At 40.1% G+C, this 22560-nt stretch carries 21 protein-coding genes and 2 tRNA genes; 5 read left to right on the top strand and 18 right to left on the bottom strand.

Features of this window, described 5'->3' with window-relative positions; genetic code table 11:
• Positions 1–36 precede the first annotated feature (36 nt).
• From PLZ15_14095 to PLZ15_14080, 4 genes are all read left to right on the top strand, one after another.
• A tRNA-Arg gene (locus tag PLZ15_14095) sits at positions 37–110 on the top strand.
• A gap of 73 nt (positions 111–183) precedes the next feature.
• Positions 184–257, top strand: a tRNA-Arg gene (locus PLZ15_14090).
• A gap of 99 nt (positions 258–356) precedes the next feature.
• Positions 357–836: a nucleoside deaminase gene (locus PLZ15_14085; GenBank protein ID HOI30873.1), complete on the top strand. Its 480-nt coding sequence runs from the start codon at positions 357–359 to the stop codon at positions 834–836.
• A gap of 75 nt (positions 837–911) precedes the next feature.
• Positions 912–1553, top strand: a complete 642-nt coding sequence (locus PLZ15_14080) for an adenylate kinase (protein ID HOI30872.1) — start codon at positions 912–914, stop codon at positions 1551–1553.
• Position 1554: 1 nt separating this feature from the next.
• Here the strand turns inward: PLZ15_14080 and PLZ15_14075 are convergent, their stop codons facing one another.
• The 11 genes from PLZ15_14075 to PLZ15_14025 form a co-directional block, all read right to left on the bottom strand.
• On the bottom strand, positions 1555–2232 hold the full coding sequence (locus PLZ15_14075) for an ATP-binding cassette domain-containing protein (protein HOI30871.1): 678 nt from the start codon (positions 2230–2232) through the stop codon (positions 1555–1557).
• Positions 2229–2951, bottom strand: coding sequence for a class I SAM-dependent methyltransferase (locus PLZ15_14070; GenBank protein ID HOI30870.1), 723 nt, complete (start codon positions 2949–2951; stop codon positions 2229–2231). Before PLZ15_14070 ends, PLZ15_14075 begins: the two co-directional genes overlap by 4 nt.
• Positions 2951–3934 (bottom strand): 4-hydroxythreonine-4-phosphate dehydrogenase PdxA, encoded by a 984-nt coding sequence (gene pdxA, locus PLZ15_14065; protein ID HOI30869.1) that lies wholly within the window; start codon positions 3932–3934, stop codon positions 2951–2953. The genes PLZ15_14070 and pdxA overlap by 1 nt, the downstream gene beginning before the upstream one ends.
• The gene (locus tag PLZ15_14060) at positions 3935–5218 is read right to left on the bottom strand and encodes a GWxTD domain-containing protein (protein ID HOI30868.1); all 1284 of its coding nucleotides are present in this window, start codon (positions 5216–5218) and stop codon (positions 3935–3937) included.
• A gap of 8 nt (positions 5219–5226) precedes the next feature.
• Entirely contained in the window at positions 5227–6474 is a 1248-nt protein-coding gene (gene rho, locus PLZ15_14055; protein ID HOI30867.1) for a transcription termination factor Rho, read from the bottom strand.
• Between the two features lie 165 nt (positions 6475–6639).
• On the bottom strand, positions 6640–7890 hold the full coding sequence (locus tag PLZ15_14050) for a folylpolyglutamate synthase/dihydrofolate synthase family protein (GenBank protein ID HOI30866.1): 1251 nt from the start codon (positions 7888–7890) through the stop codon (positions 6640–6642).
• Position 7891: 1 nt separating this feature from the next.
• On the bottom strand, positions 7892–8809 hold the full coding sequence (locus PLZ15_14045) for a dihydroorotate dehydrogenase (GenBank protein HOI30865.1): 918 nt from the start codon (positions 8807–8809) through the stop codon (positions 7892–7894).
• Positions 8806–9564, bottom strand: coding sequence for a dihydroorotate dehydrogenase electron transfer subunit (locus PLZ15_14040; GenBank protein HOI30864.1), 759 nt, complete (start codon positions 9562–9564; stop codon positions 8806–8808). The genes PLZ15_14045 and PLZ15_14040 overlap by 4 nt, the downstream gene beginning before the upstream one ends.
• Before the next feature lie 41 nt (positions 9565–9605).
• Positions 9606–10235, bottom strand: a complete 630-nt coding sequence (gene rpiB, locus PLZ15_14035; GenBank protein HOI30863.1) for a ribose 5-phosphate isomerase B — start codon at positions 10233–10235, stop codon at positions 9606–9608.
• Positions 10235–11302: a mannose-1-phosphate guanylyltransferase gene (locus PLZ15_14030; GenBank protein ID HOI30862.1), complete on the bottom strand. Its 1068-nt coding sequence runs from the start codon at positions 11300–11302 to the stop codon at positions 10235–10237. Before PLZ15_14030 ends, rpiB begins: the two co-directional genes overlap by 1 nt.
• On the bottom strand, positions 11302–12171 hold the full coding sequence (locus PLZ15_14025) for a hypothetical protein (GenBank protein ID HOI30861.1): 870 nt from the start codon (positions 12169–12171) through the stop codon (positions 11302–11304). Before PLZ15_14025 ends, PLZ15_14030 begins: the two co-directional genes overlap by 1 nt.
• 173 nt (positions 12172–12344) lie before the next feature.
• Between PLZ15_14025 and PLZ15_14020 the strand changes: the two genes are divergently transcribed.
• Complete coding sequence (locus tag PLZ15_14020; protein HOI30860.1) at positions 12345–12665, top strand: heavy metal-binding domain-containing protein; 321 nt, start codon at positions 12345–12347, stop codon at positions 12663–12665.
• 60 nt (positions 12666–12725) lie between these two features.
• Here PLZ15_14020 and PLZ15_14015 read toward each other — a convergent pair whose 3' ends face one another.
• From PLZ15_14015 to PLZ15_13985, 7 genes are read right to left on the bottom strand one after another with little or no spacing between them, the layout of a single operon-like run.
• On the bottom strand, positions 12726–13919 hold the full coding sequence (locus PLZ15_14015) for a dipeptidase (protein ID HOI30859.1): 1194 nt from the start codon (positions 13917–13919) through the stop codon (positions 12726–12728).
• Positions 13920–13950: 31 nt separating this feature from the next.
• Complete coding sequence (locus PLZ15_14010; protein ID HOI30858.1) at positions 13951–15177, bottom strand: anion transporter; 1227 nt, start codon at positions 15175–15177, stop codon at positions 13951–13953.
• Between the two features lie 50 nt (positions 15178–15227).
• A complete protein-coding gene (locus tag PLZ15_14005) occupies positions 15228–16571 on the bottom strand; it encodes a M24 family metallopeptidase (protein HOI30857.1) in 1344 nt (447 codons plus the stop codon).
• A 1-nt stretch (position 16572) separates the two neighbouring features.
• Complete coding sequence (locus PLZ15_14000; protein HOI30856.1) at positions 16573–18138, bottom strand: MFS transporter; 1566 nt, start codon at positions 18136–18138, stop codon at positions 16573–16575.
• Between the two features lie 18 nt (positions 18139–18156).
• Entirely contained in the window at positions 18157–19173 is a 1017-nt protein-coding gene (gene murB, locus PLZ15_13995) for a UDP-N-acetylmuramate dehydrogenase (protein ID HOI30855.1), read from the bottom strand.
• 37 nt (positions 19174–19210) lie between these two features.
• Positions 19211–21607: a DNA internalization-related competence protein ComEC/Rec2 gene (locus PLZ15_13990; protein HOI30854.1), complete on the bottom strand. Its 2397-nt coding sequence runs from the start codon at positions 21605–21607 to the stop codon at positions 19211–19213.
• Positions 21604–22506, bottom strand: coding sequence for a metalloenzyme (locus PLZ15_13985; GenBank protein HOI30853.1), 903 nt, complete (start codon positions 22504–22506; stop codon positions 21604–21606). The genes PLZ15_13990 and PLZ15_13985 overlap by 4 nt, the downstream gene beginning before the upstream one ends.
• Positions 22507–22560: the final 54 nt, after the last annotated feature.

Here is a 22560-nt window from a genome sequence, read left to right as displayed (position 1 = left end):
TGTTAAGAAAAGTTTGAAAAAATCGTTTTTTTGAATGCACCTGTAGCTCAATTGGATAGAGCATCTGACTACGGATCAGAAGGTTTGGGGTTCGAATCCCTACAGGTGTACAGAATAAAGAATTTATTGTAAATGTAGAGTTGAGTTTCTTCTCAAGTCTACATTTTTTTTGTTTTTTTGCATGCGCCCGTAGCTCAATTGGATAGAGCATCTGACTTCGGATCAGACGGTTTGGGGTTCGAGTCCCTACGGGCGTACAGATTTCGGGAATAACTGTTCGGAAAACCCGGTAAGAACTAAAACCTGATCTTAAAACTATCTGATTAAAGTATCTTATTATTTCTGTAAAGTGACTTATGTTATTCGATGAAACAGTCTATAAGTACATGTATGCTGCGCTTCAGGAAGCTGACAACGCTTTAGCCGTAGAAGAAGTACCGGTCGGCGCTGTTATTGTATATGAGAACAGAATTATTGGACGCGGCTTTAATCAGACAGAAACCTTGAAAGACCCGACCGCCCATGCCGAAATGATAGCGCTAACAGCAGCGTCGAACTACCTGCAATCAAAGTTCCTTGATAATTGCGACTTATACGTAACTGTTGAGCCATGCGTAATGTGTGCCGGGGCGATACTTTTGGCCCGAATAAGAAATGTCTACTTTGGAGCTTTCGAGCCGAAATTCGGGGCTTGCGGTTCCCTTTTCAACATAATCGAAAGCGGGAAGTATAATCACAAGCCAAACGTTTATTCAGGGATCTATTCCGATGAGGCAAAGTTTCTACTCGAAAGTTATTTTCAGAAAAAAAGGGATAAACCTAAGCCTGGAAATTAAGTTTGGCTATAAAATCAAATCTGTTTAACTTTGGTCAGTAAAATATTTTTTAATCCTCTAACCATTTTTAATAATATGCAAATAATCATTTTTGGTTCACCTGGAGTCGGGAAAGGGACACAAGCAAAGATTTTAGCGTCCAGACTTAATATCCCTCATATTTCAACCGGAGATATACTAAGAGAGGCAATTAAAAATCAGTCCGAGTTAGGGAAAAAGGCAAAGGAGATTGTTGATAAAGGAGAACTCGTACCCGATGAAATAATGGGCGGAATAATTAAAGAGACACTGAACAATGAAAAATGCAGAAACGGTTTTATACTCGACGGATACCCGCGTACAATAAACCAGGCAGAAATTTTAGAGAATATTTTCAAAATAATAAAAATAGAAAGGCATTACCTGATCAGGTTAGATGCTGATGATGAGGTAATAATCGACCGGCTTACAAACAGGATGGTCTGCAATAAATGCGGCAACATCCTGAATAACAGCGAATTAAAAGAGAATTTTATTTGCCCGGTCTGCCGCGCTGAGAACAGTTATTACAAACGGGCAGATGACGATGAATCGGTTATCCGGAGAAGACTAAAAGTCTATCACGAAACGACGGCACCGGTTTTCAATTTTTACAAGGACAAAGCTACAATCATCGAGATAGACGGGACAATGTCGATTGAGAAGGTAACAGAGGAGATTTTGAAGCAGCTTAACTAACTCAACTCTCTTTCTTTTTCAATAACACCTTTACCGCTTTACCGCCTTCCAGACGGATTATTTTCGCATTATATTTTCTTACCAGATCATAATTATGCGTAGCGAAAATTACCGACGTACCTCGAGCATTTATCTTCTTCAGGATTTCAAGAATTTCGTCTGCCGTTTCCGGATCAAGATTTCCGGTCGGCTCATCGGCAAGAAGCATAAAGGGGTCGTTAATAATAGCTCTTGCTATTGCGACACGCTGTTTTTCGCCGCCCGATAATTCATGCGGCATGTTGCTCTGTTTATGAGACAATCCTACTTCGGATAAGGCATTAATTATTTTTTTCTTATTCAACCTTCCGGAAGAACCGGTAGACTGAAGTACAAACGCGAGATTATCATATACGTTTCTATCCGGCAGAAGCTGAAAGTCCTGAAACACAATCCCTATTTTCCTCCTGAGGAACGGAAGTTCTTTCGGCCGGATTGATTCCGAAGAATAATCACCTATCTGGACATATCCGGACTGAGGGAGAATATCCATATAAATCATCTGAAGCAGAGAAGTTTTACCAACCCCGCTTTTACCTATTAGAAAAACGAATTCACCCTGATCAACCTGAAGATTAAGATCGGTAAAAACCGGTTGGTTAGGGTAATTGAAATCTACATGATTAAATATGAGCATCATCCCCTTCTCTTTTTAAGTATGAATTGGGCTCTTTCGGAATCCGGTGAAGCGTCCTGTTCCGAAAACGCTTTTTTGCACTTATAAACATAGAAGTCGGAATCATCAATAAAACTGAAATAATCCTCGAACCTGAATATTTTCTGTTTATGAATTTCTTCAACCTTACTGCCATTAGCAAGAGTCAATTCAAAATAATTGTAATGAATCCGTTTAGCTTCATCGTAATAACTCTTCTGAAGAAACTTCATTCCGTTGTATGTTCCTTTACGGTTCAAATACTTCTGATACAGCTTACTGTTATTCTCCAGACTTACATCGAATGTAAAAATCCCATCCCGTGCGAGACACAAAGCTGCCTGGTTAAGCATCCGGATAAATCTCTGCCTGCTCGTTAAATAATTCACACTGTCGAATGTTGAGAAAATAAAATCGAATTGTTTCTTGAATGGAAGGGCCAGCATATCGCAGCAGACTTTATCCACTCCACCGAAGCACGCGAGCATCTCTTTCGAGAGATCTGTTGCGCAGTAGTATTTGAATTTTTTATTCAGGGTTCCTGCAATAAGACCATTTCCGCATGCGAGTTCAAGAACTGAAATCCTTTTTCTTTTAATTTCCCGGCTGATGGAATGAATGAAGTCGGACCATAATGAATAATCAATAGACCTCATTAAGTGAGGGTAGACCGGGGCCAGATGCGAATAGATTCTGGAGGGCATCAGATTTTATTTCGATTGATAATAATTTTTTCTGCCCAGCGGACTGCCTGGATCATACTGGATTCGTCGGCTACTCCCTTTCCCGCAATATCAAATGCAGTTCCGTGATCAGGAGAGGTTCTTATAATCGGTAAACCCGCCGTATAATTCACACCTTTTTCGAAATTGAGCATCTTAAAGGGAATCAATACCTGATCATGATACATTCCAAGGACAGCGTCATAATTCTTATAAAGATGCTTGCCAAAAAAAGAATCCGGAACAAATGGACCCCTGACCTTGATACCTTTCAAAGACTTAATAGCCGGCATGATTATATCGACTTCTTCATTACCAAGATGTCCATCCTCTCCCGAATGAGGATTCAATCCGAGAACAGCAATCTCAGGATTCCTGAAGCCGAGGTCACCAACCAGAGAATCATTTAGCGTCTTAATCGTATCACGCAGTAGACCTGTAGTAATCAGTCTGCTGACACTTTTAAGCGGTACATGAATCGTTGTTAGTCCGCAAACCATTTCATCCGACAGGAAAACCATCAGGTAATTTCTGCTTCCGGTAAGAGACGCTAAAAGTCCGGTATGACCTTTAAATTTCAAACCGGCGATCTGAAGAGCAGTTTTTGAGATTGGGGCTGTGATCATTGCGTCCGCAAAGCCGGACCTGCAGAGTTTAACCGCATCAACAATTGCGTTGTAAGATGCCCGGCCGGAATATGCCGTTGGTTTACCAATTCTCTGTTTATATTTCCCGAGATCGATGACTGTTATTTTTTTAGAATCAATCAGTCCGGCGGATTTATCGGAGATCACCTGATAATCGGCATGAAGAGGAATTATTTTAAGAGTTTTTTTGAATACATCTGAGGGGCAGAGAAAAATAATTTCTCTTTTACTTGGATTAAAAATTTTATTAAATGTTTTAATGCATATCTCAGGACCGATGCCGTTGATATCGCCGCATGTAAAAACCAGGCGTGCCATTTATTTACTCAATATATAATTGCCAAGGCCAGTTTTATCGGTAAATATAAACTCTTTTTTCAAATCATAGTAATACCAAATTTCGACTGTGCCGTATCCGGACGAATAATCACGTTTAATGTCGTCGGGTCTTCCGAATCTTATATATATTTTTCCCCGATCGGTTCTTGCCCCAGCAGGATTTGCGATAGTACTGAAATTCTGGGCAGCATAATCTGCCCTTGAATAAAACTCGTTCATCAATTCATTAAATCTATATTCCCTTCCGGGCAATTTCTTATCCCAGAAATCGATCAATGCCTCATACTTTTCATCATTACTGCTCTTAAGAATCGGCAGTAATTCCTCGCGACTGTAAATAATTTCGAGCAATTCAGCAGACAATACCGGATTGAATAATGTAAATGGTTTATTCAGCCAATCAACACTCATTTTAAATTTTTCTTCTTTCCCGTCTGATTCAATAATAATCTCAACAGGTCCTTCATCTAATTTTTTATTGAATCCTTTAACAATTATATAATTTGTTTTCCGATTTGTATTTGAGTCGGAGATAACAACCGCATCATTGCAGAATGAGAGCGATAATTTTCCGTTTCCAGGTTTTACCGACTCTTCATGAAAAAGTGTTTTCCCCTTCTGAAGAATTTTCAATGAATAAACCTCAGCAGGGCTGCCGGTCAACGGTATAATCATTAAATAGTCGTTAGGTGCGAATGGAATGCTGTTGCTATTATTTACAAGTCGATACGATCCATTATTGATGCATTCATCCGGAAGACTTTCAACAATTACCGGATGGAGCAGATTTCCTTTCTTAATCTCTCCGGCAGAGATCGAAACAGAATCGAGCTTAAAAGATTCCTTAACATTCCCGATCTGAATAACAGGATAGATTACATAGTCGCCATCATCAATTTTGATTTTGATAAATCCTTCCAGGAACCTGCTTTTTGATTTGGATTCTTCATAGTTAATTGCCACAGTACTTTTAGAATATGATTTTCTATCGATCAATCCGTTCCGGTTTATTATTTCCAGATCAATTTTTACACCTGAAGAAAACAAGTCGCCATTTTTAACAAATATCAGCTTGTCGAACGGAATTCTGAAAGCGAGGTAGCAATCGATTGAATCCCCGTCGGACAGAAATACTTTTTCGAAAAAACCGGGAGGTTTACCGCGTTCCCCTCCTTTACCGGGTTGAGCAGAAACGGTTGAAAGAAGAATCGATAAGAATATTAAAACGAATGACGGATAGAAAAATCTCCGGGCAATAATCATATCCTGGATTAACTATTCATACTTAATAAAAATTCTTTGTTATTCTTTGTACCGCGCATTTTATCGAGTATGAATTCCATAGCCTCGGTTGGATCGTAGTCAGCAAGCAATTTTCTTAAGATCCAGATCTTATTAAGCTCCTCCTCTTTGAGAAGAAGTTCTTCTTTTCTGGTACCGGATTTATTAAGATCGATTGCCGGGAAGATTCTCTTATCGGCCAGATTTCTATCGAGGACAAGTTCCATATTACCGGTTCCTTTGAATTCCTCGAAGATAACTTCGTCCATTCTGCTGCCGGTATCGATAAGAGCAGTAGCGATAATTGTTAAGCTTCCGCCGTCCTCGGTATTACGCGCAGAACCGAAAAATCTTTTAGGTTTATGAAGCGCGTTGGCGTCAACACCGCCTGAAAGAATTCTACCGCTGTGCGGAATTACGGTGTTGTGAGCCCTTGCAAGTCTTGTAATTGAATCGAGGAGGATAACAACATCATCCCCTGCCTCCACCATACGTTTGGCTTTTTCGCTTACCATGTTAGCAACCTGAACGTGACGGTCGGCCGGTTCATCGAAAGTAGAGCTTATAACTTCCGCCTGAACGGATCTCTGCATATCGGTAACTTCCTCTGGCCTTTCGTCGATAAGGAGCATAATAATTTTAACTTCCGGCTGATTACGCGTAATTGAGTTGGCTATTTTCTGAAGAAGAATAGTTTTACCGGCTTTAGGAGGAGAAACAATCAAACCTCTCTGACCTTTACCGATCGGTGAAAGGAGATCCATAATTCTCATTGAATACTCGCCGGGAGCGGATTCCAGTTTTAATCTTTTAGTCGGGTAGATCGGGGTAAGGTTATCGAATAAAGTTCTTTCACGTATAGCTTCAGGATCTTTACCATTCACCGCTTCAACTCTTAAGAGAGCAAAGAACCGTTCCCCTTCTTTAGGAGGCCTCACCTGTCCGGATACAAAATCTCCGGTTCTGAGACTGAATCTTTTGATCTGGGACGGGGATACATAAATATCATCGGGTGAAGGAAGATAATTATAATCGGCTGATCTGAGGAATCCGTAACCATCCTGTAAGACCTCAAGCACTCCTTTCGAAAAGGTCAATCCATCTTTCTGGGACTGTGCTTCAAGAATTTTAAAAATTAATTCCTGTTTGCGGAGATCGCTGTAACCAGCTAATCCAAAATCTTTTGCAATCTTATAGAGATCTACAATTTTTTTCGATTGCAGTTCTGAAATATCCATCGGCATAACTATTTCCTGAGAATTGTGATTTATTCGTGATTTTTACTAGGCTTACAATTTGGGGACTAATTGAATTAATGATTAAGTGATTTAATTAATTAATGCAGAAGATTATTGAGGCACATGTCAAAGTTAGCCCGCAATCCCCTTTTTGTCAAGTTTTTTTTAAGACATTTTTGATTTTAATTCACCCAGGAGGTAGATGCTGCCCAGTACGACAAGGCATTCGTTATCCCTATCGGTCCGGAATTGTTCGATAAACCGGGAAGGATTTTCAAGAGGTTTCAACTGCAAACCAAGTTCCCCTCCGGCATCAATAATTTCTGAAATACCGGCAGACCGTTCATACCCGGTTTCCACCGCATAAATTGTATCGAAGTAATTACGGAGCAATCCGAGCATCGAGCTCAAATCCTTATCCCTCATAACTCCGAAGATCAATTCCCTGCGTCTGTAAATCTGATATTCCTTTTCGAACACCTTCAGGAATGCTTTAACTCCTTCCACATTATGTGCGGCATCAAAAATCACCTTAGGATTTTTCTGAATGACTTCATAACGGCCTTGAATTCCAGTGTTTTTAATAACATTCATCAAGCCTCTATTTACAACGACGGAATCTGAAATTCCGACAGATTCACTCACAGTTTTAACAGCCAGAGCAGAATTAGAGAGCTGGTGAAAGCCGTGAAGCCCCGTTTTGTAAAGATTAAATAATTTCTTTTGAAGTGCGATTTGAAGTGAATCATGACCGGTTATTACAAAATCTTTAAATCTGAATTCAGGTGAATTCAATTCCAAGGCACGTTTAGAAATTACATCTGCAGCTTCGGGATTAATATCAGCAGTAAATACCGGGATTCCATTCTTAATAATACCGGCTTTTTCAAATGCGATTTTCCCGAGCGAACTCCCGAGTATATTTGTGTGTTCAAGGCTGATTGATGTAATTACAGAGGCAACCGGAATAATAACATTAGTTGCATCCAGCCGTCCGCCTAATCCTGTTTCAAGAACTATATAGTCGGGATTTTTATCATTAAAATATTTGAAGGCAAGCGCGGTTGTAATTTCGAAGAAGGTAGGTTTATGTTGATCGATTAAATGATCAATTGAATTAATAAATTCAGATATGTATTCATCGGATATTTCTATTCCGTTAATTCTGATCCGTTCATTAAACCTGACAAGATGAGGCGACGTATAAAGCCCGACATTAAATCCCGCTTCATAAAGAATTGATGCGATGAAAGATGAAGTACTCCCCTTACCGTTAGAACCGGCAACGTGGAAATATTTCTTACCGTGGTGAGGATTGCCTATCAGCTCAAGAAGCTTTTCTATCCGTTCCAGTCCGAGTTTAATATCGAACTGGTGCATCGAATAGATCTTATTCAACGCTCTTTGTAAATCCATACTAAATCTGGAAGGAACCTGTAAGGTCGGTTAAATTAATCAATGAAATTTTCTCGCAGTAAGATTTGAGCCCTTCAACTATTTCCACTCCGGCATTCGGATTAATAAAATTCACGGTTCCAATCTGAACAGCCGAAGCTCCGGCAATCATAAATTCAGCGGCATCTTTCCAGTTCATTATTCCGCCGATACCGACAACAGGTATATCGACATTCCGTTTGATTTCAAGAACTTTTGCTAGAGCTACCGGCTTGATTGCGGGTCCGGATAATCCTCCGGTGATATTCTTTATCTTCGGTTTGCGGGTCCAGATATCGAACGCGGTGCCAACCAGCGTATTAATCGCGGAAACTGCGTCGCCACCTTCCTCCTTAACAACTTTTGCGAAGTCCTTGATATTCGAGACATTTGGAGAGAGTTTAATGATCAACGTTTTACCTGTCGCAGCCCGGACCTTCTCAGTAATTCTTCCGACAGATTTGATATCATTGCCAAATATTAATCCTCCCTCTTTAACATTAGGGCAGGAGACGTTTATTTCAAAAGCAGAGATAGTTTCGACCGGATCTAGAATTTTTGTACACTCAACATATTCCTCAATAGAACTTGCGGCAATATTACAGATTAAAGCTGTATTAAGCTCCTTTAGAAACGGAATCTTCTCTTTAATAAAAACTTCAACTCCAACGTTAGCAAGTCCTATTGCGTTGAGCATTCCGGAGGGAGTTTCAACAATTCTCTGAGGCGGATTACCTTTACGGGGTCTAAGAGAAAGCGACTTGGTAACGATCCCGCCCAGCTGACCAAGGTCAGTTAAATTTGAGATCTCGTTTCCGTAGCCGACAGTTCCGGAAGCGAGAAGAACGGGGTTCTTAAGATTAAGTTTTCCTATGCGGACTCCGAGGTTAATCCGGCTCATAATTTAATTCTCCTCGCATCGAAAACCGGACCGTCTTTACAAACAAGGAGGTACCCGTCCTCATCTGCTTTATCGACCGGACAGCCCTGACAAATACCGAAACCACATGCCATCGCGCATTCGGTACTTAACTGGCAATCGAGATTGTTCGAGATTGCAAATTGCTGTAGAGATTTCAGCATCGGATTAGGGCCGCAGGCGAATATCCTGATCTTCTTGCCTTGGAAATTCTGGAACTCCGATTTGAATAGCTCAACGACATTACCTTTGAATCCCTTAGAACCGTCGTCGGTTGCAACCGACAGATTTTTAAATCCGTATTCGATTAAATTCTTTTCGGATCTACCGCCCATGTATGAAATAATATTCTTATCAGCCGGAATTTCTTTAATAAGAAAAGTGAACGGAGCTGCACCTATACCACCCGCCATTATAACCGCAGTATCGAAATCACCGGAGTAATCAAACCCCTGTCCGAGCGGGCCAAGAATATCCAATTTATCGCCAACCTTTTTCGATGCAAGAATTTGCGTTCCTTCACCGTGGACATCGAACATAAAATGAATGTAATCCCCGTCGACTTCGCAGATGCTGAATGGCCGTCTGAGAAGCGGGAAATCCGATTCAGAAACTTTGATATTACAAAACTGTCCCGGTTTAACTGTCGATGCGATTAAAGGTGAATAGACTCTCAATAAATAAGTATTCGGGATAAGAAGCTGCAAGGATTCAACGCGCGCTATTTCGATATGCAAACGGATTACTCTGTTTAATTATTAATTATTTCAGAAAAAGATCAGGAACGCTTAGAAAATTTATCTTCTATGTTTTTAATCTTGTCGAGCCTTCTCTGGTGTCTGTCCCCTAAAAAAGCGCTCTTCAACCAAACGTCAACAATCGATTTAATGGTTTCTTCTCCCAGGGCTTTTGCGCCGAGGACCAGGATATTTGAATCGTTATGCTCACGGGAGCTCTTTGCGGAGAATTCGTTGTAGCAGGTAGCAGCCCGTATTCCGGGTACTTTATTAGCCGTGATGGCAGAAGGTATTCCGGTGGCATCGAGTATTATTCCGAGATCAAATTCTTTATTAACAACCCTGTAGGCTACATTGGAAGCTATATCAGGGTAATCGACAGGGTCTTCATTGTAGGTTCCAATATCAAGTACTTCATATGATTTCGATTTAAGAAACTCAACAACGATTTTTTTCATTCTTATTCCTGTATGATCCGAACCGATCAGAATTTTCAGTTTAGAACTGGCCGGATCAGAGATAGTATTGCCGCCACGGATTACCTTCATTCCCGAGTGCTTAATCCTGTCCAAAGCAAGGGGCGTAAGAAGATCATTTTTTGAGACAACAATTTCTTTTGCGCCGGATTTAATCAGTTTAAGAATTTCTATTTCAGTAAAAACTTTTTTCATCAGATAAGGTCTGTCCGTTTGTTCATTTTAAGATAGTCGACAATCTGCCTTACATCCTGAGCGTTATTCCTGTGACATACCAGAAGAGCTTCATTGGTATTAATAATAATAAGATTTTCAACACCGATAGCAGCGGTAAATTTCCTGGGTGAAAAGAGATACGAACCGAAAGTATTCTGTGCATATACATCGCCTACAATTGAATTCCCCTCCTCATTCTTTTCAGAGATTTCATAAACCGCTTCCCAGTTTCCAACATCATTCCAGTAAAAATCCGCTTTGGTAAGATAAACATTATCCGACTTTTCCATAACACCATAATCAATTGAAATACTTTTCAACTGACCATAGACCTGGACGAGCTGCTTTTCGAATTCAGGGGTTCCGATAGACGCTTCAATTTTGTCGAGGCCATCAGAGAGATCCGGAAGATACTTTTTGATTTCCTTTATGATAGAATCGACACGCCAGATGAATATGCCGGAATTCCACAGGAAATCCCCGCTTTCTATGAAACGGCGGGCAGTAGCGAGATTCGGTTTCTCGGCGAATGTTAATACTTTATAAATACTTTTTTCAATTCCCTCTTCATCAAACTGAATGTATCCGTAACCCGTCTCAGGCCTGTTCGGAGTTATTCCGATTGTAACGAGTCCGCCCGATTTATATGCATAATTGGCGGCGGTGATGAGACAATTCTTAAACTGCTCTTCATCTTTAATAAGATGATCGGAAGGTAAAGTAATAATAACAGCATCCGGATTTTTTGATTTAACCAGAACGGAAGCAAGGCCAATACAAGCGGCGGTATTCTTTCCGAAAGGTTCGTCAATAATATTTGCTTCGGGAATTCCGGGGAGCTGTTCCTTAACCCTCATCTTCTGAATTTTATTTGTAATGATTATTATATTTTCTTTTTTTACCAGGCCATCGAGTCTGTAAACAGTATCCTGTATCATTGTATTATTGCCGAAGATCCTTATCAATTGTTTCGGCTTCCGCTCCTTACTTCTGGGCCAGAATCTTGAACCTACACCTCCGGCCATAATAACAGCATATAATTCCATTACCTATCCTTTTTATTAGAAAAAATTGTTTTGCCGAAATTTTCGGCTCTTGTAAGATAATTGGTAATATCAACTTCTTTACCCCGCACTACAGCAACGATAACAATAAGGCATGATCTCAATGATTCAATTACATTGAGGCTCGGTGCAATTTTTTTCTTATTGATTAAATCGAGCCCGCCTGCAAAGATCTTATGCATATTCGAAAGAATTTCGAATCCGACTTTTTCGGAAAGAGCGCCATTATCATTAATAGTACGGATGCAGGTATTCATTTCGTTTTCAGTATAATCGTATTTAAGTACCCGGTTAAGAAAAGAATCGAAATCCTTAATAGGTCTCAACACTTTTTCTTCGAAGTTTTCGAAATTGAATTCATCCTCCTTGTTAAGTTCTTCAAATATCAGCGCTTCCTTAAGATCATCGGCAGAGGATCTTTTAGGGAAAGTCATACCCGCGGCCGGCTTATTCTGAGATTTTTCTTCTTTCGAATCGCGCCTGGTTAAGTCGACTTTAATCGGATTTTCATCGAGGCGCTGGAAAATGCTTCTCATCATTTGAGGAGTAACAACATCGAGAAGATAGTTCAGATCGCGCACAAGGTTATAACTATGTTCCTTGAATTTATCCGATAATTTCAGAAAATCGATCTTGCCTGTTTCCATGTAGACCTGATACTCGCTTAATTTAATTCCGAGTTTCGAAAGTTCGGTAACCTTCTTAAAATTTTTTAATTCTTCAGTCAAATTTTCGGAATCAGAGAGCCGTTCACGTATCAAGGCAACTGCTTCAATCTTTTCCGAACTTAAGCGGAGATTATTGGCGGCAGCATTGATACACTGAACAATATATTGTTTAGCAAGATCCAACTATAGATAGATTTTTCTGAATTTTGATAATCAAATGTAATGAATTTTAATGAAGATTTGCATCGGTATATAAGGGCTTTTAAAACACGGTTCATGAGTTTTACCGGACTCGTTGTTATAAAATTTTATTAGTGATATTTTAGTCCCGTAAAAAAATAATGAAAGGAGCAGAAATGCTGGTTACAACCACAAATACTATTGAAGGGAAAAATATAGTTAAATACCTGGGCCTCGTTTCAGGTGAGGCAATCCTGGGCGCGAATATAATAAAGGATTTTTTCGCCAGTGTGAGAGATATTGTGGGCGGAAGGTCGGCAGCTTACGAATCTGAGTTAAGAAAGGCCAAGGATATCGCCATTTCTGAAATGAAGGATCAGGCTCTAGCACTTGGCGGGAATGCCGTTATTGCAGTCGATCTCGATTATGAAACGATTGGTCAGGGCAGCATGCTAATGGTTTCAGCATGCGGAACCGCAGTTCAAATTGAAGAATAGCGTCTTATTAATGAATGAGTCTTCAGGAATAGAATTCTGAAGACTCAAATACAAATCTAATTATTTCCATTCCCTGGAGATCTGTTCAATCCTGCTCCAGGCCCTCATAAAATTGCCGCTGCAGATCTTTTTAATATCCTCTTCAGAATAACCTGCTTTCAGCAATTCATAAATAAGATTTGGAAACTGCGATACGTCTTTTAATCCGTAGGGGAACGAATCTCCTGCACCGTCAAAATCGGAACCGAGCCCTACATGGTCAATCCCCACCAGTTTTACAACATGATCGATATGTTTAACAACATCTTTAACATCTGCATATCCGATCGGATTATTCTTCCAGTACTGTCTGGAGAATTCAGATGCGCGCGGGTCGTTAGACGGTATATTATTATCTTTTAAGTAAGCAGCAACCGCAGCTCTATTCTTTGCCTCCCGGTCCCTTATTTCCTGACTGATAAAATTGGATACAAAAGCTATTTGTATCACGCCGCCATTTTTGGCAAGAGCTTTAATCATATCGTCGCTCATATTACGTTCCCAGCCGGGAGTAAAAGACCTGCATGATGAATGAGTTGCTACCACAGGAGCTTTTGTTATTTCAATTACCTGGTAAAAGGCATCGTCGGTTATATGCGAAACGTCGATCATCATACCGATTCTGTTCATCTCTTTAATCAATTCCTTACCGAACGGGCTAAGACCTTTCCACTTTCTTTCAGGATCATAGGAAGAATCGCAGATATGGTTGCTTTTAGAGTGTGCAAGAGTAATGTACCTGATTCCCCTGTCATAAAAGTAAGTAAGGTTTTTCAAATCTCCTTCAATCGGAGCACCGTTCTCCATTCCCATCGGGAGGGACATTTTCCCTGATTTGAAATTCTTATGGATATCGTCCGTACTTTTTGCATAAGCGAATTTATCCGGATATGAATTAATAATTTTTTCAACAATATAAATTATACTATCAGCTTCCTCTTTCGCACCATTATTTTCATATCGAGGGGAGACAAAGATCGACATAAAAGGAACATCGAGTCCCCCTGCTTTGGCGCGGGGATAATCGAAATCGCCGCCGGTTTTTTTTGTAATATCCTCCCAATTATATTGAAGTCGGCCGGGAAGATCTATATGACTGTCTATAATTATAATTTCCTTTGAAAGACGGTCCGCTAATTTCCTTAATTCATCTTCGGAACCATTTGCGAATGATAATGTTGAAGCGATCATTAGATATACCAGAAATGTTTTCATTTACAATTGCCTTTGATTTTTGGAACTCACATTAAAAAATAATATTAAACCAGATTATTCCAAAGAGAAGAGAAAAAACGGTTATAATAATTCCCGATTTCAGATATTCGAAGAAAGAAAGTTTTATGAAGTGTTTTTTGGCAGATTCCGCTACAATAAGATTTGCAACCGAACCGATGAGAGTAAGATTCCCCGCAAATGTAGTAGCCATTCCGAGAATTAGCCAGGCCTGTTCCGGATTAGCAAGACCGGGAATAATCGGCCGGTAAAGCAGCACTGCGGGAACGTTTGAAACGATATTGCTTAGCAATGCCGAAGAGATTGAAAAGGAAGCAATCCCTTCCGTTATATATGGCTGAAGGGTTAATGAGAGGTACCTTCCGAACCCTGCCGATTCAATCGATTTTGTGACAACAAATAATGCCGAAAAAAAGACAAGCAAGGACCAGTCGATCTCATGGAATACTCTTTCTGGTTTAAGACGCCTTGTAATAAGTAACAGTGCGGCGCCGCCGAATGCCGCCAGAGTAACAGGAACTCCCGAAAAAAATGCCGCAATCATAAGAACTGACGCAAAAATACTTTTAATAAGCAAAGGTTTGTACGGCTTGACCTTTTCCAGTTCAACTTTTTCGAAACGGAATTTCCCGAATTCTTTTTTATAAATAACAATTATTACAATCCATACAATAAATAATCCTACGAGAGAAGGCGGAGACTGATACAAAGCATAATTTGAAAAAGAGATTCCGGATGAAACACCGATTATCATATTCTGCGGGTTACCTATTATGGTTGCAGAAGACCCGATATTGGCCGCTGCCACGAGACCGATAAGATATGGTACCGGATTCCTTTTTAGAGCAAGTGTAACTTCAATAACAAGCGGAGTGAATATTATTACAATAGTATCGTTCAAAAAGAAAGCCGAAAGAACACCTGACGAGAAAATAATCAGGGCCAGGAGCTGATTCGGCGTTTTAGCGAAAGAAATAATTTTCGATGAGACTATTTTAAAGAAGCCGCAGATTCTCAGGTTGCCGTTTATAATCATCATTGAAAAAAGAAGCAGGATTGTATTAAGGTCAATAGAATCGTAGGCCTGCTCAAGAGAAATTGAACCGATAAAAATAAGTACGGCCGCACCTACCAGAGCAATTGTAGCACGGTTCATACGGAAAGCCGGATAACTTCCAACGGCAATTCCGTAGAGAGTAAAAACAATTACAAACAGAGACGCATAATGGAATAGAGTCATATAAATATTTAATAGAGGCAGCCGGTAAATATCCGGCTACCATTAAATTATTATTTTGAGGGAATTGTAATCAAATCCTCCTGAGGAGGGATCAGATATTCGGCGCCTGTTTCAGTAACGACAGCCATTTCCTCTACAGAGATTGTCTTTGTCTCTTTTTTATTTTCATCCAGGTACCAGCAGAAAAATCCGTCGTACGCAAAGACCTGTCCGGGTTTCAATTTAAGAGCAGCGCTTCCCATCGGTTTATCGCCACGTTGAGCACCGCTGAGCGAAGGGCCGATATCATGAGCAACATATCCGACCGGGTGGCCCGTTCCCCACATTACCGGAAGAGACCCCTGTTGTTTCATCCAGTCTCGCTGGGCTTTATCGACATAGAATCCTTCGATACCGGGTTTCATAGTTTCGAGGACAATTCTGCTTCCGCGTTTCGAGTTTTCCCATTTCTGCAGAATATCCTGCGGAGCTTCCTTCTCACCCGGTTTAAGGACATAAGCAAACCTTTGAATATCGGTCACCCAGATATCATAGACTTTAATTCCGTGGTCAGTCTGAATCACATCGCCGGGTTGAATTATTTTTTCAGTTGCATGAGAGTGTCCCCTGTCGATACCGGAATTCACATTCGGATTCTGATCAGCCTGCCAGGCATCCCCAACACCGAATTCTCTCATCCTCTTTTTAATATATTTAGCAACATCAGAGTCTTTAGTTTTACCGGGAATAATTGTTTTATAGGCTTCGATCTGGATCTGTTCAGTAAGAAAGGCAGCCTGCCTCATAATTTCGACTTCGGCCGGAAGTTTAATAGAAAGCCAGTTGGTAACAATAGGATCCGAAGAAACAAGTTTAGAGTTTATCCCGGGCCCCAATTCCTTTTCCATTTCAATCCGCTGTGTATATGAAAGTCCGTCGGAAATATTTCTTGGCGAACTGTTTATTCCGACTTTTTCAGGATTATTTTCTTCAATCAGTTTCTTAACTTCCAGCCATACACTTGAGCCGCGTTCTATTTCGACCACACGGTCATGAAGTCCAACATCTTTAAGAGCCATCGCCTCCCCGACCGGAGAAACAGCAACTGAAACAACTTTATCACCTTTAAGGAAGAATAAAAAAGCAGCCGTACCGCCGGCATTTTCACCTCCGACATGAACAGCAAGAGGATCATTATCATTTTCCCTGCAGATGATAAGCCAGGAATCGATTCCGGCTTCTTTCATTGCTGCGGGCAGAAGCTTCTCAATTCTTTCTTTCCGGATTGACGGCCACGGACTATTAGCATGATCAAAATTAAATTGTTTCACCTGTCCCTCTATTATCGTAGGAAGAAGTAATAGGAAAATCAAATTAGCAGTTAAGTATCTTGAGAATAATGAACTCAATTTCATTTTATACCTCATGTTTGGTTTTAAATCCTTTGACCATCCACTTCCTTGCGAGAAGGAGGCTTATAGGGGTAATAACGGCAATGAAACCGTAAACTAGCCACATGAATTCCGTATTCATTTCCGCCGGAGGAGTATCTGCCGGACAATACTGCATAAGGAACCAGCCGGAATAAAGACTAGTAACAACTTTTGTAAGGAACCACGGGAACTGTCCGATTCCCATATAAATTCCCGTCATATTTTTCGGTGCAATTTCAGCAACCCATTGCAGGAATCTCGGCTGCCACATTGCTTCACCTATCGTCATTATAATCAGGTAAGCGAGCAGAGTACCCATACCGGGACCAAGTGCAAGAATAAAAGTAGGCGATGCCATAACGAATGTACCGATAATCATCATAGTGTATGCATTCTTTTTCGATGTCAATGCCGCGATCATCGGCGTTAGTACAAATATTAAGATCGGGTTAAGGTTAACAAAGAACTCAAAATTATTCTGAACAAAACCATCGAAAGCGCGGCTGGTGTAAAGAGGAATAGTTAGCCAGTTGTGAGCAAAGAGAGTTTGGACAGGGATAAGTATGAATATGAAAAAGAGAAAACGCTTATCCTTCAGCGGAAAGTTTTTAAGGTAGAATTTAAGCTTTTCCTTCGCGGACATTTTGGAAAGCTCGTCCTCATTCTCTTTCTGATTTTCGTTTTTATCTTTTGAAGCAGTTTCAATTGCGCTGGCTACCGCTTTTTTTGTCATGATAAAATAGACAACAGCAATACCGGCAACTGTGAGGGCAGCATAGACCCAGAATACGCCAAGAATTCCGGCCTCTCTTCTAACGGGCGGTGAAATTAGACCGGGCAGATAACCGCCAAGGTTCATAAGAGCATAAAGCATTGCATATCCCATCGCGGCAGTATTTTCATTTGTAAATTTTTTAACCGCAGCATACGCAGCCGGCTGATACATACCGTATCCGATAACTATACCGAGTATTCCCAGCATGGCATAAATATGACCTGAACCCCAGAGCCCCGGAGTGCCGAGATGAGGTGCGGTGGAAAGGAAAATTCTTCCGACGAGCATGAATGACAAAGCATAAAGGAGTGCTTTGCGGACGCCAACAATATCGACTGTAGCACCCAGGAAGAGCATACTAAGTGTAATTCCTGCGGTAAGAACTCCAACCATATTACCCGCACGGATATCATCGAGCTGAATAAATTCATTAAAATAGATGGCAAGCAATCCAACAACGCCGAAGTAAGTAAGCCCTTCCAATATATAAGAGAAATTCAATCCGAGGAGGGCACGTGACGTATGTACTAGATCGATAAAAGGCTGAGTTACCTCCCAGATAATATTTGTAAAGGTGTCCTTTTCATCCCTCTCAATATTATTTTTATTTAAAATCAGAAGGACCAGAATGAGTGCAACGGGTGGAAGAACCATTGCCACAAGGAACATCAGTTTAGCATTAAATCCTTTCCTTATTGCAAGCCTGGTGCCTCCAAGTAAAAGAACAAAGTAAACTATCAGACCGATACCAATGATAGATACAAGTAGATCCATAAATCACCTGTTTAGTTTTTAGATTATATTCACTTCACTAATGAGTTCAATTCCGAAATTTGATTTTACATCCTCCATAATCTTTTCAACGAAGTTCAGAATCTCCATTCCGGAGGCACCGCCGTAATTAACAATAATTAATGCCTGTTTCCCATACGAGCCGACATTTCCGATTCTCTTCCCTTTATAACCGCATTTTTCAATAAGCCATCCAGCAGAAATCTTGTAAACCGAATCATTCACTTTGAAGGCGACGATATCAGGATGTTTTTTTATCAATGAATAGTAATACTCATTACTAACTTCCGGATTTTTAAAGAAACTGCCGGCATTTCCGATAACCAGAGGGTCGGGCAATCTGCTTTCCCGTATTTTTCTAACCGTCTCGCGAACAGTTCTTATCGTTAAATCTTTATCAGGAATATTTTTTAATTCATCGTATAATGATTTGTATGAAAGATTCAATTTTTTCTGTTTCGATAAACGAAAGGCAACTCTGGTAATAACCGATTTGTTTTTTAATTGATTTTTAAAAATGCTGTCCCTGTAACCGAACCTGCAATCTGACTTATATATTTTTTTTAGAGAACGGGTTTCCAGATTAATGTATTCGAGGTAATAGAAATAGTCTTTCAATTCAACACCGTAGGCACCTATATTCTGAATTGGAGCGGCACCTACGGTTCCCGGAATTAATGTAAGGTTTTCGAGTCCGTAGTATTCCCTCTCAACTGTATATGCAACGAGGTCATCCCACAATTCGCCGCCGGAAGATTCAAGGATTATTTCATCGGGACTCTCATCGATTATTTTTATTCCTTTTACAGAATATTTGAGCAGGGTTCCTTCGTAATTCCCTTTAAAGAGAAGGTTACTTCCACCACCAATAACAAGGAACCGGTCCGGTTTGTAATATCGGGATTCCAGGAAAGGGAATAATTGATCTTCGTTTTCAATCTCAATAAAATAGGAGGCGTAAACATCGAGTCCGAAGGTATTAAGATTTTTAAGCGGATAGTTTTCGCGAATATTCATTAAGCCACAAGATTTTCATTCAAAATATAAAGCCGAGTTATTCCTTTTTCCAATTAATATTTTTGATTTGGTATCCATCGGACTGAAAAAGAATTCCGCCTGATAGGTCAGTTCTATAAATTTCGATCTCTCTATTATTAAGCTGTTGGATAATTTCCGGGCTCGGATGCCTGAATTTATTCATAACACCGGCAGAAATAAGAGCATAATCCGGTTTAACAGCGTCGAGAAATTTTTCACCAGTGCTGGTTTTGCTGCCATGATGCCCAACTTTTAGAACATCTGATTTTAGAAAGCCACCATAATTGCCAATATAGAAATTCTCCGCTTTAATCCCCGCGTCGCCTGTAAATAGAAAAGAGGTTTTGCCGTAGACAAGTTTAAACACTCCGCTTTTATCATTCATACTAAGATTTTTAAATTCATGACAGAGTGTATCGTTGAGAATATACAACCTGACATTACCAACTGGCATCATACTTTTACCGAAGTATTTAACAGGAACCCGGTGGGTTTTGATCACATCTTCAATTTCGATATCCCCGGGTTCTGAAAAATTGGGAACAGGTATGCAGATTTGCCAAATCCGGTTATTTTTTATAAGCGATATGTACCCACGATAATGATCGGCATCGGCATGAGTTATAAATCCGTAATCGATTTTATTGATACCTAAATGTTCGAGTAAGGGGATTATTACTCTGCTCCCGTTATCAAAAGTTTCTGTTGCATCGCCGCCGTCTATCAGAGCTGTTTTACCGTTCGGAAACTTTATTAGAATAGCATCACCCTGGCCAATGTCTATTAGATAAACTGAGAGTATATTTTCTTTCAATAGTTCCCTGTTATCCAGAGTGAATCCAATACTCATTATCAATATTGACAGAACGACGGCAATTATTCTGGATTTGAGAGAGACAAGATAATTCCGGAATAAAAATATAACAGTTACAATTCCATAAAAAATAAGAGAATCGTAAAGTGAGAACTGCCGGATAAAGATGAATGAGTAATTTTCATTCCCGAAGAAACGGACAATAGAAAAAAGTATGAAGGAGAGTAATTCGTTTGCAGAACCGGATATCATTCCCAGAATGGACAGTATGGACCCAGTAAAAATTGTAAAGATTCCGAGTCCAACAATCATTCCGATCATCGGTATAACGATAAAATTCGCGATCAAAGCTATAACCGATAATTTGTGAAAATAAAAGAGTGTAAACGGGAGTGTCCCGATTTGAGCTGCAAATGAGACAGCACAAAATAGAAGGATATATCTTAACGCAGAGGATTTAATTTTCATTTTAGCGATCCGTGAAGCGATGGGCGGATAAAGAAGTACAATGGACAATACGGCAGAGAAAGAGAGCTGGAATCCGGGTGAAAAAAGATCGGATGGATTGAGAAGCAGAATAATTAGAGCGGCAAAAGAAAGCGAGTTGATACTATTGTAATTCCTTCCAGTTAAAGGAGATGCGATCATTACAAGAGCCATGATAGTTGCGCGGACTACAGACGTGGGATAATTAGTGATTACCATAAAAAGTAGAAGGCCCAGAATTGTAAATCCGTATCGTACATATGGATTGAAACGTTTGAACAGTACTACAAAAATCAGAACAACAAAACCGACGTGCAAACCTGAGACCGCCAGAACATGCACCACACCTGAATTTATAAATTCCGTTCTTATATCGTAATCGATCATGCTTCTGTCTGCAAGGAGGAGTCCGCGCAGCAGTGCAGTTGTAGAATTATTATGATACTTTGTAATTAAACCGTCGATACTTTTTCGTAATTCAAACGGAATATTTTTAAGGACGGATGATTCACCGGGCAGTATAGAAACATCTCCGGTTTTATAGACGTATATTAGTCCGTGGATGCCGTTTTCAGCAAGTGCCGATTCATAATCAAACTCACCGGGATTCCGCTGATTCCTTGGGCGGCTGAGTGTACCTTTAACAGCAAGCCGGTTTCCTATCAGAATCGAAGAATAGAATTTTTCCAGATTCTTTCTGGAATCTTTTACGGAACAGACAAGATTAATACTTCCTGCCGCTGTTTTCTTATTCAGCCTAACTGAATCCGTTTCTATTTGGAAAACAACTTTATCCTCCCGGATCAGGTTTATATCTGTAATTGTCCCGAAGATCAGCGCATTTTTATTGACAGGTAATTCAAAGGGAAATGTTACTCTTACATTCTTATATATTGAGAAATGAATCATTCCGTAGAGAACAACAGAGATAGATATTAAAAGTAAATTGAAAAATGTTTCCTTTCTTCTTGAGATGAAATAGAGGAGAAAGATTAATAGAAGCGAACCGGAAAAGGATATTACAAGAGGGATTAGCAGAATACTAAGAATTGATTGTAAAATAAGACCGCAGATAAAAAGCAGGACAAATTTTATAAGCGGATAGTCATTCAATCATACATCTCCATAATTGCGGGTTTAATGTCAGAAAGTTTTTTAATTTTTTTTGCAAGAATTGAGGCATTCTTTCCAAATGTCATTCCGAGCGCCGGGTTAAGAGTATGCATCTTAATTGACATGTCTTCGTAATTACCGTGATCGGAACAGACAATAAGAGTCATATCACGTTTAAGATTTTTTGAGAGATGTAGAAGGAAACCGTCCAGCACACCGGCAGTGTATTCAAGCCAATCGGTATTTCTGCCGTGTCCGAGATGATCGGTATGAAATATTTCGAACAGAGTGAAGTGGTGTTTGCCTGCAATTCTGATCAGCCGGTTGGCAGCAGTTTCGGGTTTAATTACCGGGAGTTTATAATTCATCCGCTCGGCAAGCCGGCGGTTGTCTATTTCAGCACTCAAGGCTCGCCCTTTATGGAGATCGGCTATTTTATTTAGTCTAATTCCCGTTAACAGGCAGCTTAAAGTAGTAACACTGAGCCGGCGTCTTCCGGAGTTAACATAATCGAAAAAAACTTTAGGATAAGCATTTACAAAAGAAACTTTCATTCTCCGGCTTTTAAATTCCCTTAGAATGTTTTTCTCCTTAATGATAGGTACAAGTGTTGAATAGGGATAAGGTCCGAAATGCTTTCCGATAATTTTCTGGGCATTAACACCGCAGAAGATGGAAGTCTGACCGGTTCCGCTAAGTGGGATATCCGGTATTCCCATTCTGGCATCCACGGGGAATAGATTCCCGTAACCGTTGGAAAGGCGCTGATTATCGAGGTGAGGTATCGAGCCGAAATTCTCCGTGAATGTTTTGAAACCGAATTTGAAGAAAGGATTGAATTCGTGATCCTTCTTCCCGATTCCCACACCGTCGATGAATATCATAATTGTAGAATGCAATCGAACTCCCTTCAATTATCAAAAAGAGAATGGATCAGGGCCCGCTTGATGAGC

This window comes from Melioribacteraceae bacterium, from assembly GCA_035362835.1.
In the GTDB taxonomy this organism is placed as follows: domain Bacteria; phylum Bacteroidota; class Ignavibacteria; order Ignavibacteriales; family Melioribacteraceae; genus DSXH01.
This window is presented reverse-complemented; position numbering and strand designations above follow the sequence as displayed.

Coding starts and splice junctions, on each gene's coding strand:
- PLZ15_14085 (HOI30873.1), top strand. CDS start 357: ATGTTATTCGATGAAACAGTCTATAAGTACATGTATGCTGCGCTTCAG.
- PLZ15_14080 (HOI30872.1), top strand. CDS start 912: ATGCAAATAATCATTTTTGGTTCACCTGGAGTCGGGAAAGGGACACAA.
- PLZ15_14075 (HOI30871.1), bottom strand. CDS start 2,232: ATGATGCTCATATTTAATCATGTAGATTTCAATTACCCTAACCAACCG.
- PLZ15_14070 (HOI30870.1), bottom strand. CDS start 2,951: ATGCCCTCCAGAATCTATTCGCATCTGGCCCCGGTCTACCCTCACTTA.
- pdxA (HOI30869.1), bottom strand. CDS start 3,934: ATGGCACGCCTGGTTTTTACATGCGGCGATATCAACGGCATCGGTCCT.
- PLZ15_14060 (HOI30868.1), bottom strand. CDS start 5,218: ATGATTATTGCCCGGAGATTTTTCTATCCGTCATTCGTTTTAATATTC.
- rho (HOI30867.1), bottom strand. CDS start 6,474: ATGGATATTTCAGAACTGCAATCGAAAAAAATTGTAGATCTCTATAAG.
- PLZ15_14050 (HOI30866.1), bottom strand. CDS start 7,890: ATGGATTTACAAAGAGCGTTGAATAAGATCTATTCGATGCACCAGTTC.
- PLZ15_14045 (HOI30865.1), bottom strand. CDS start 8,809: ATGAGCCGGATTAACCTCGGAGTCCGCATAGGAAAACTTAATCTTAAG.
- rpiB (HOI30863.1), bottom strand. CDS start 10,235: ATGAAAAAAGTTTTTACTGAAATAGAAATTCTTAAACTGATTAAATCC.
- PLZ15_14030 (HOI30862.1), bottom strand. CDS start 11,302: ATGGAATTATATGCTGTTATTATGGCCGGAGGTGTAGGTTCAAGATTC.
- PLZ15_14020 (HOI30860.1), top strand. CDS start 12,345: ATGCTGGTTACAACCACAAATACTATTGAAGGGAAAAATATAGTTAAA.
- PLZ15_14015 (HOI30859.1), bottom strand. CDS start 13,919: ATGAAAACATTTCTGGTATATCTAATGATCGCTTCAACATTATCATTC.
- PLZ15_14010 (HOI30858.1), bottom strand. CDS start 15,177: ATGACTCTATTCCATTATGCGTCTCTGTTTGTAATTGTTTTTACTCTC.
- PLZ15_14005 (HOI30857.1), bottom strand. CDS start 16,571: ATGAAATTGAGTTCATTATTCTCAAGATACTTAACTGCTAATTTGATT.
- PLZ15_14000 (HOI30856.1), bottom strand. CDS start 18,138: ATGGATCTACTTGTATCTATCATTGGTATCGGTCTGATAGTTTACTTT.
- murB (HOI30855.1), bottom strand. CDS start 19,173: ATGAATATTCGCGAAAACTATCCGCTTAAAAATCTTAATACCTTCGGA.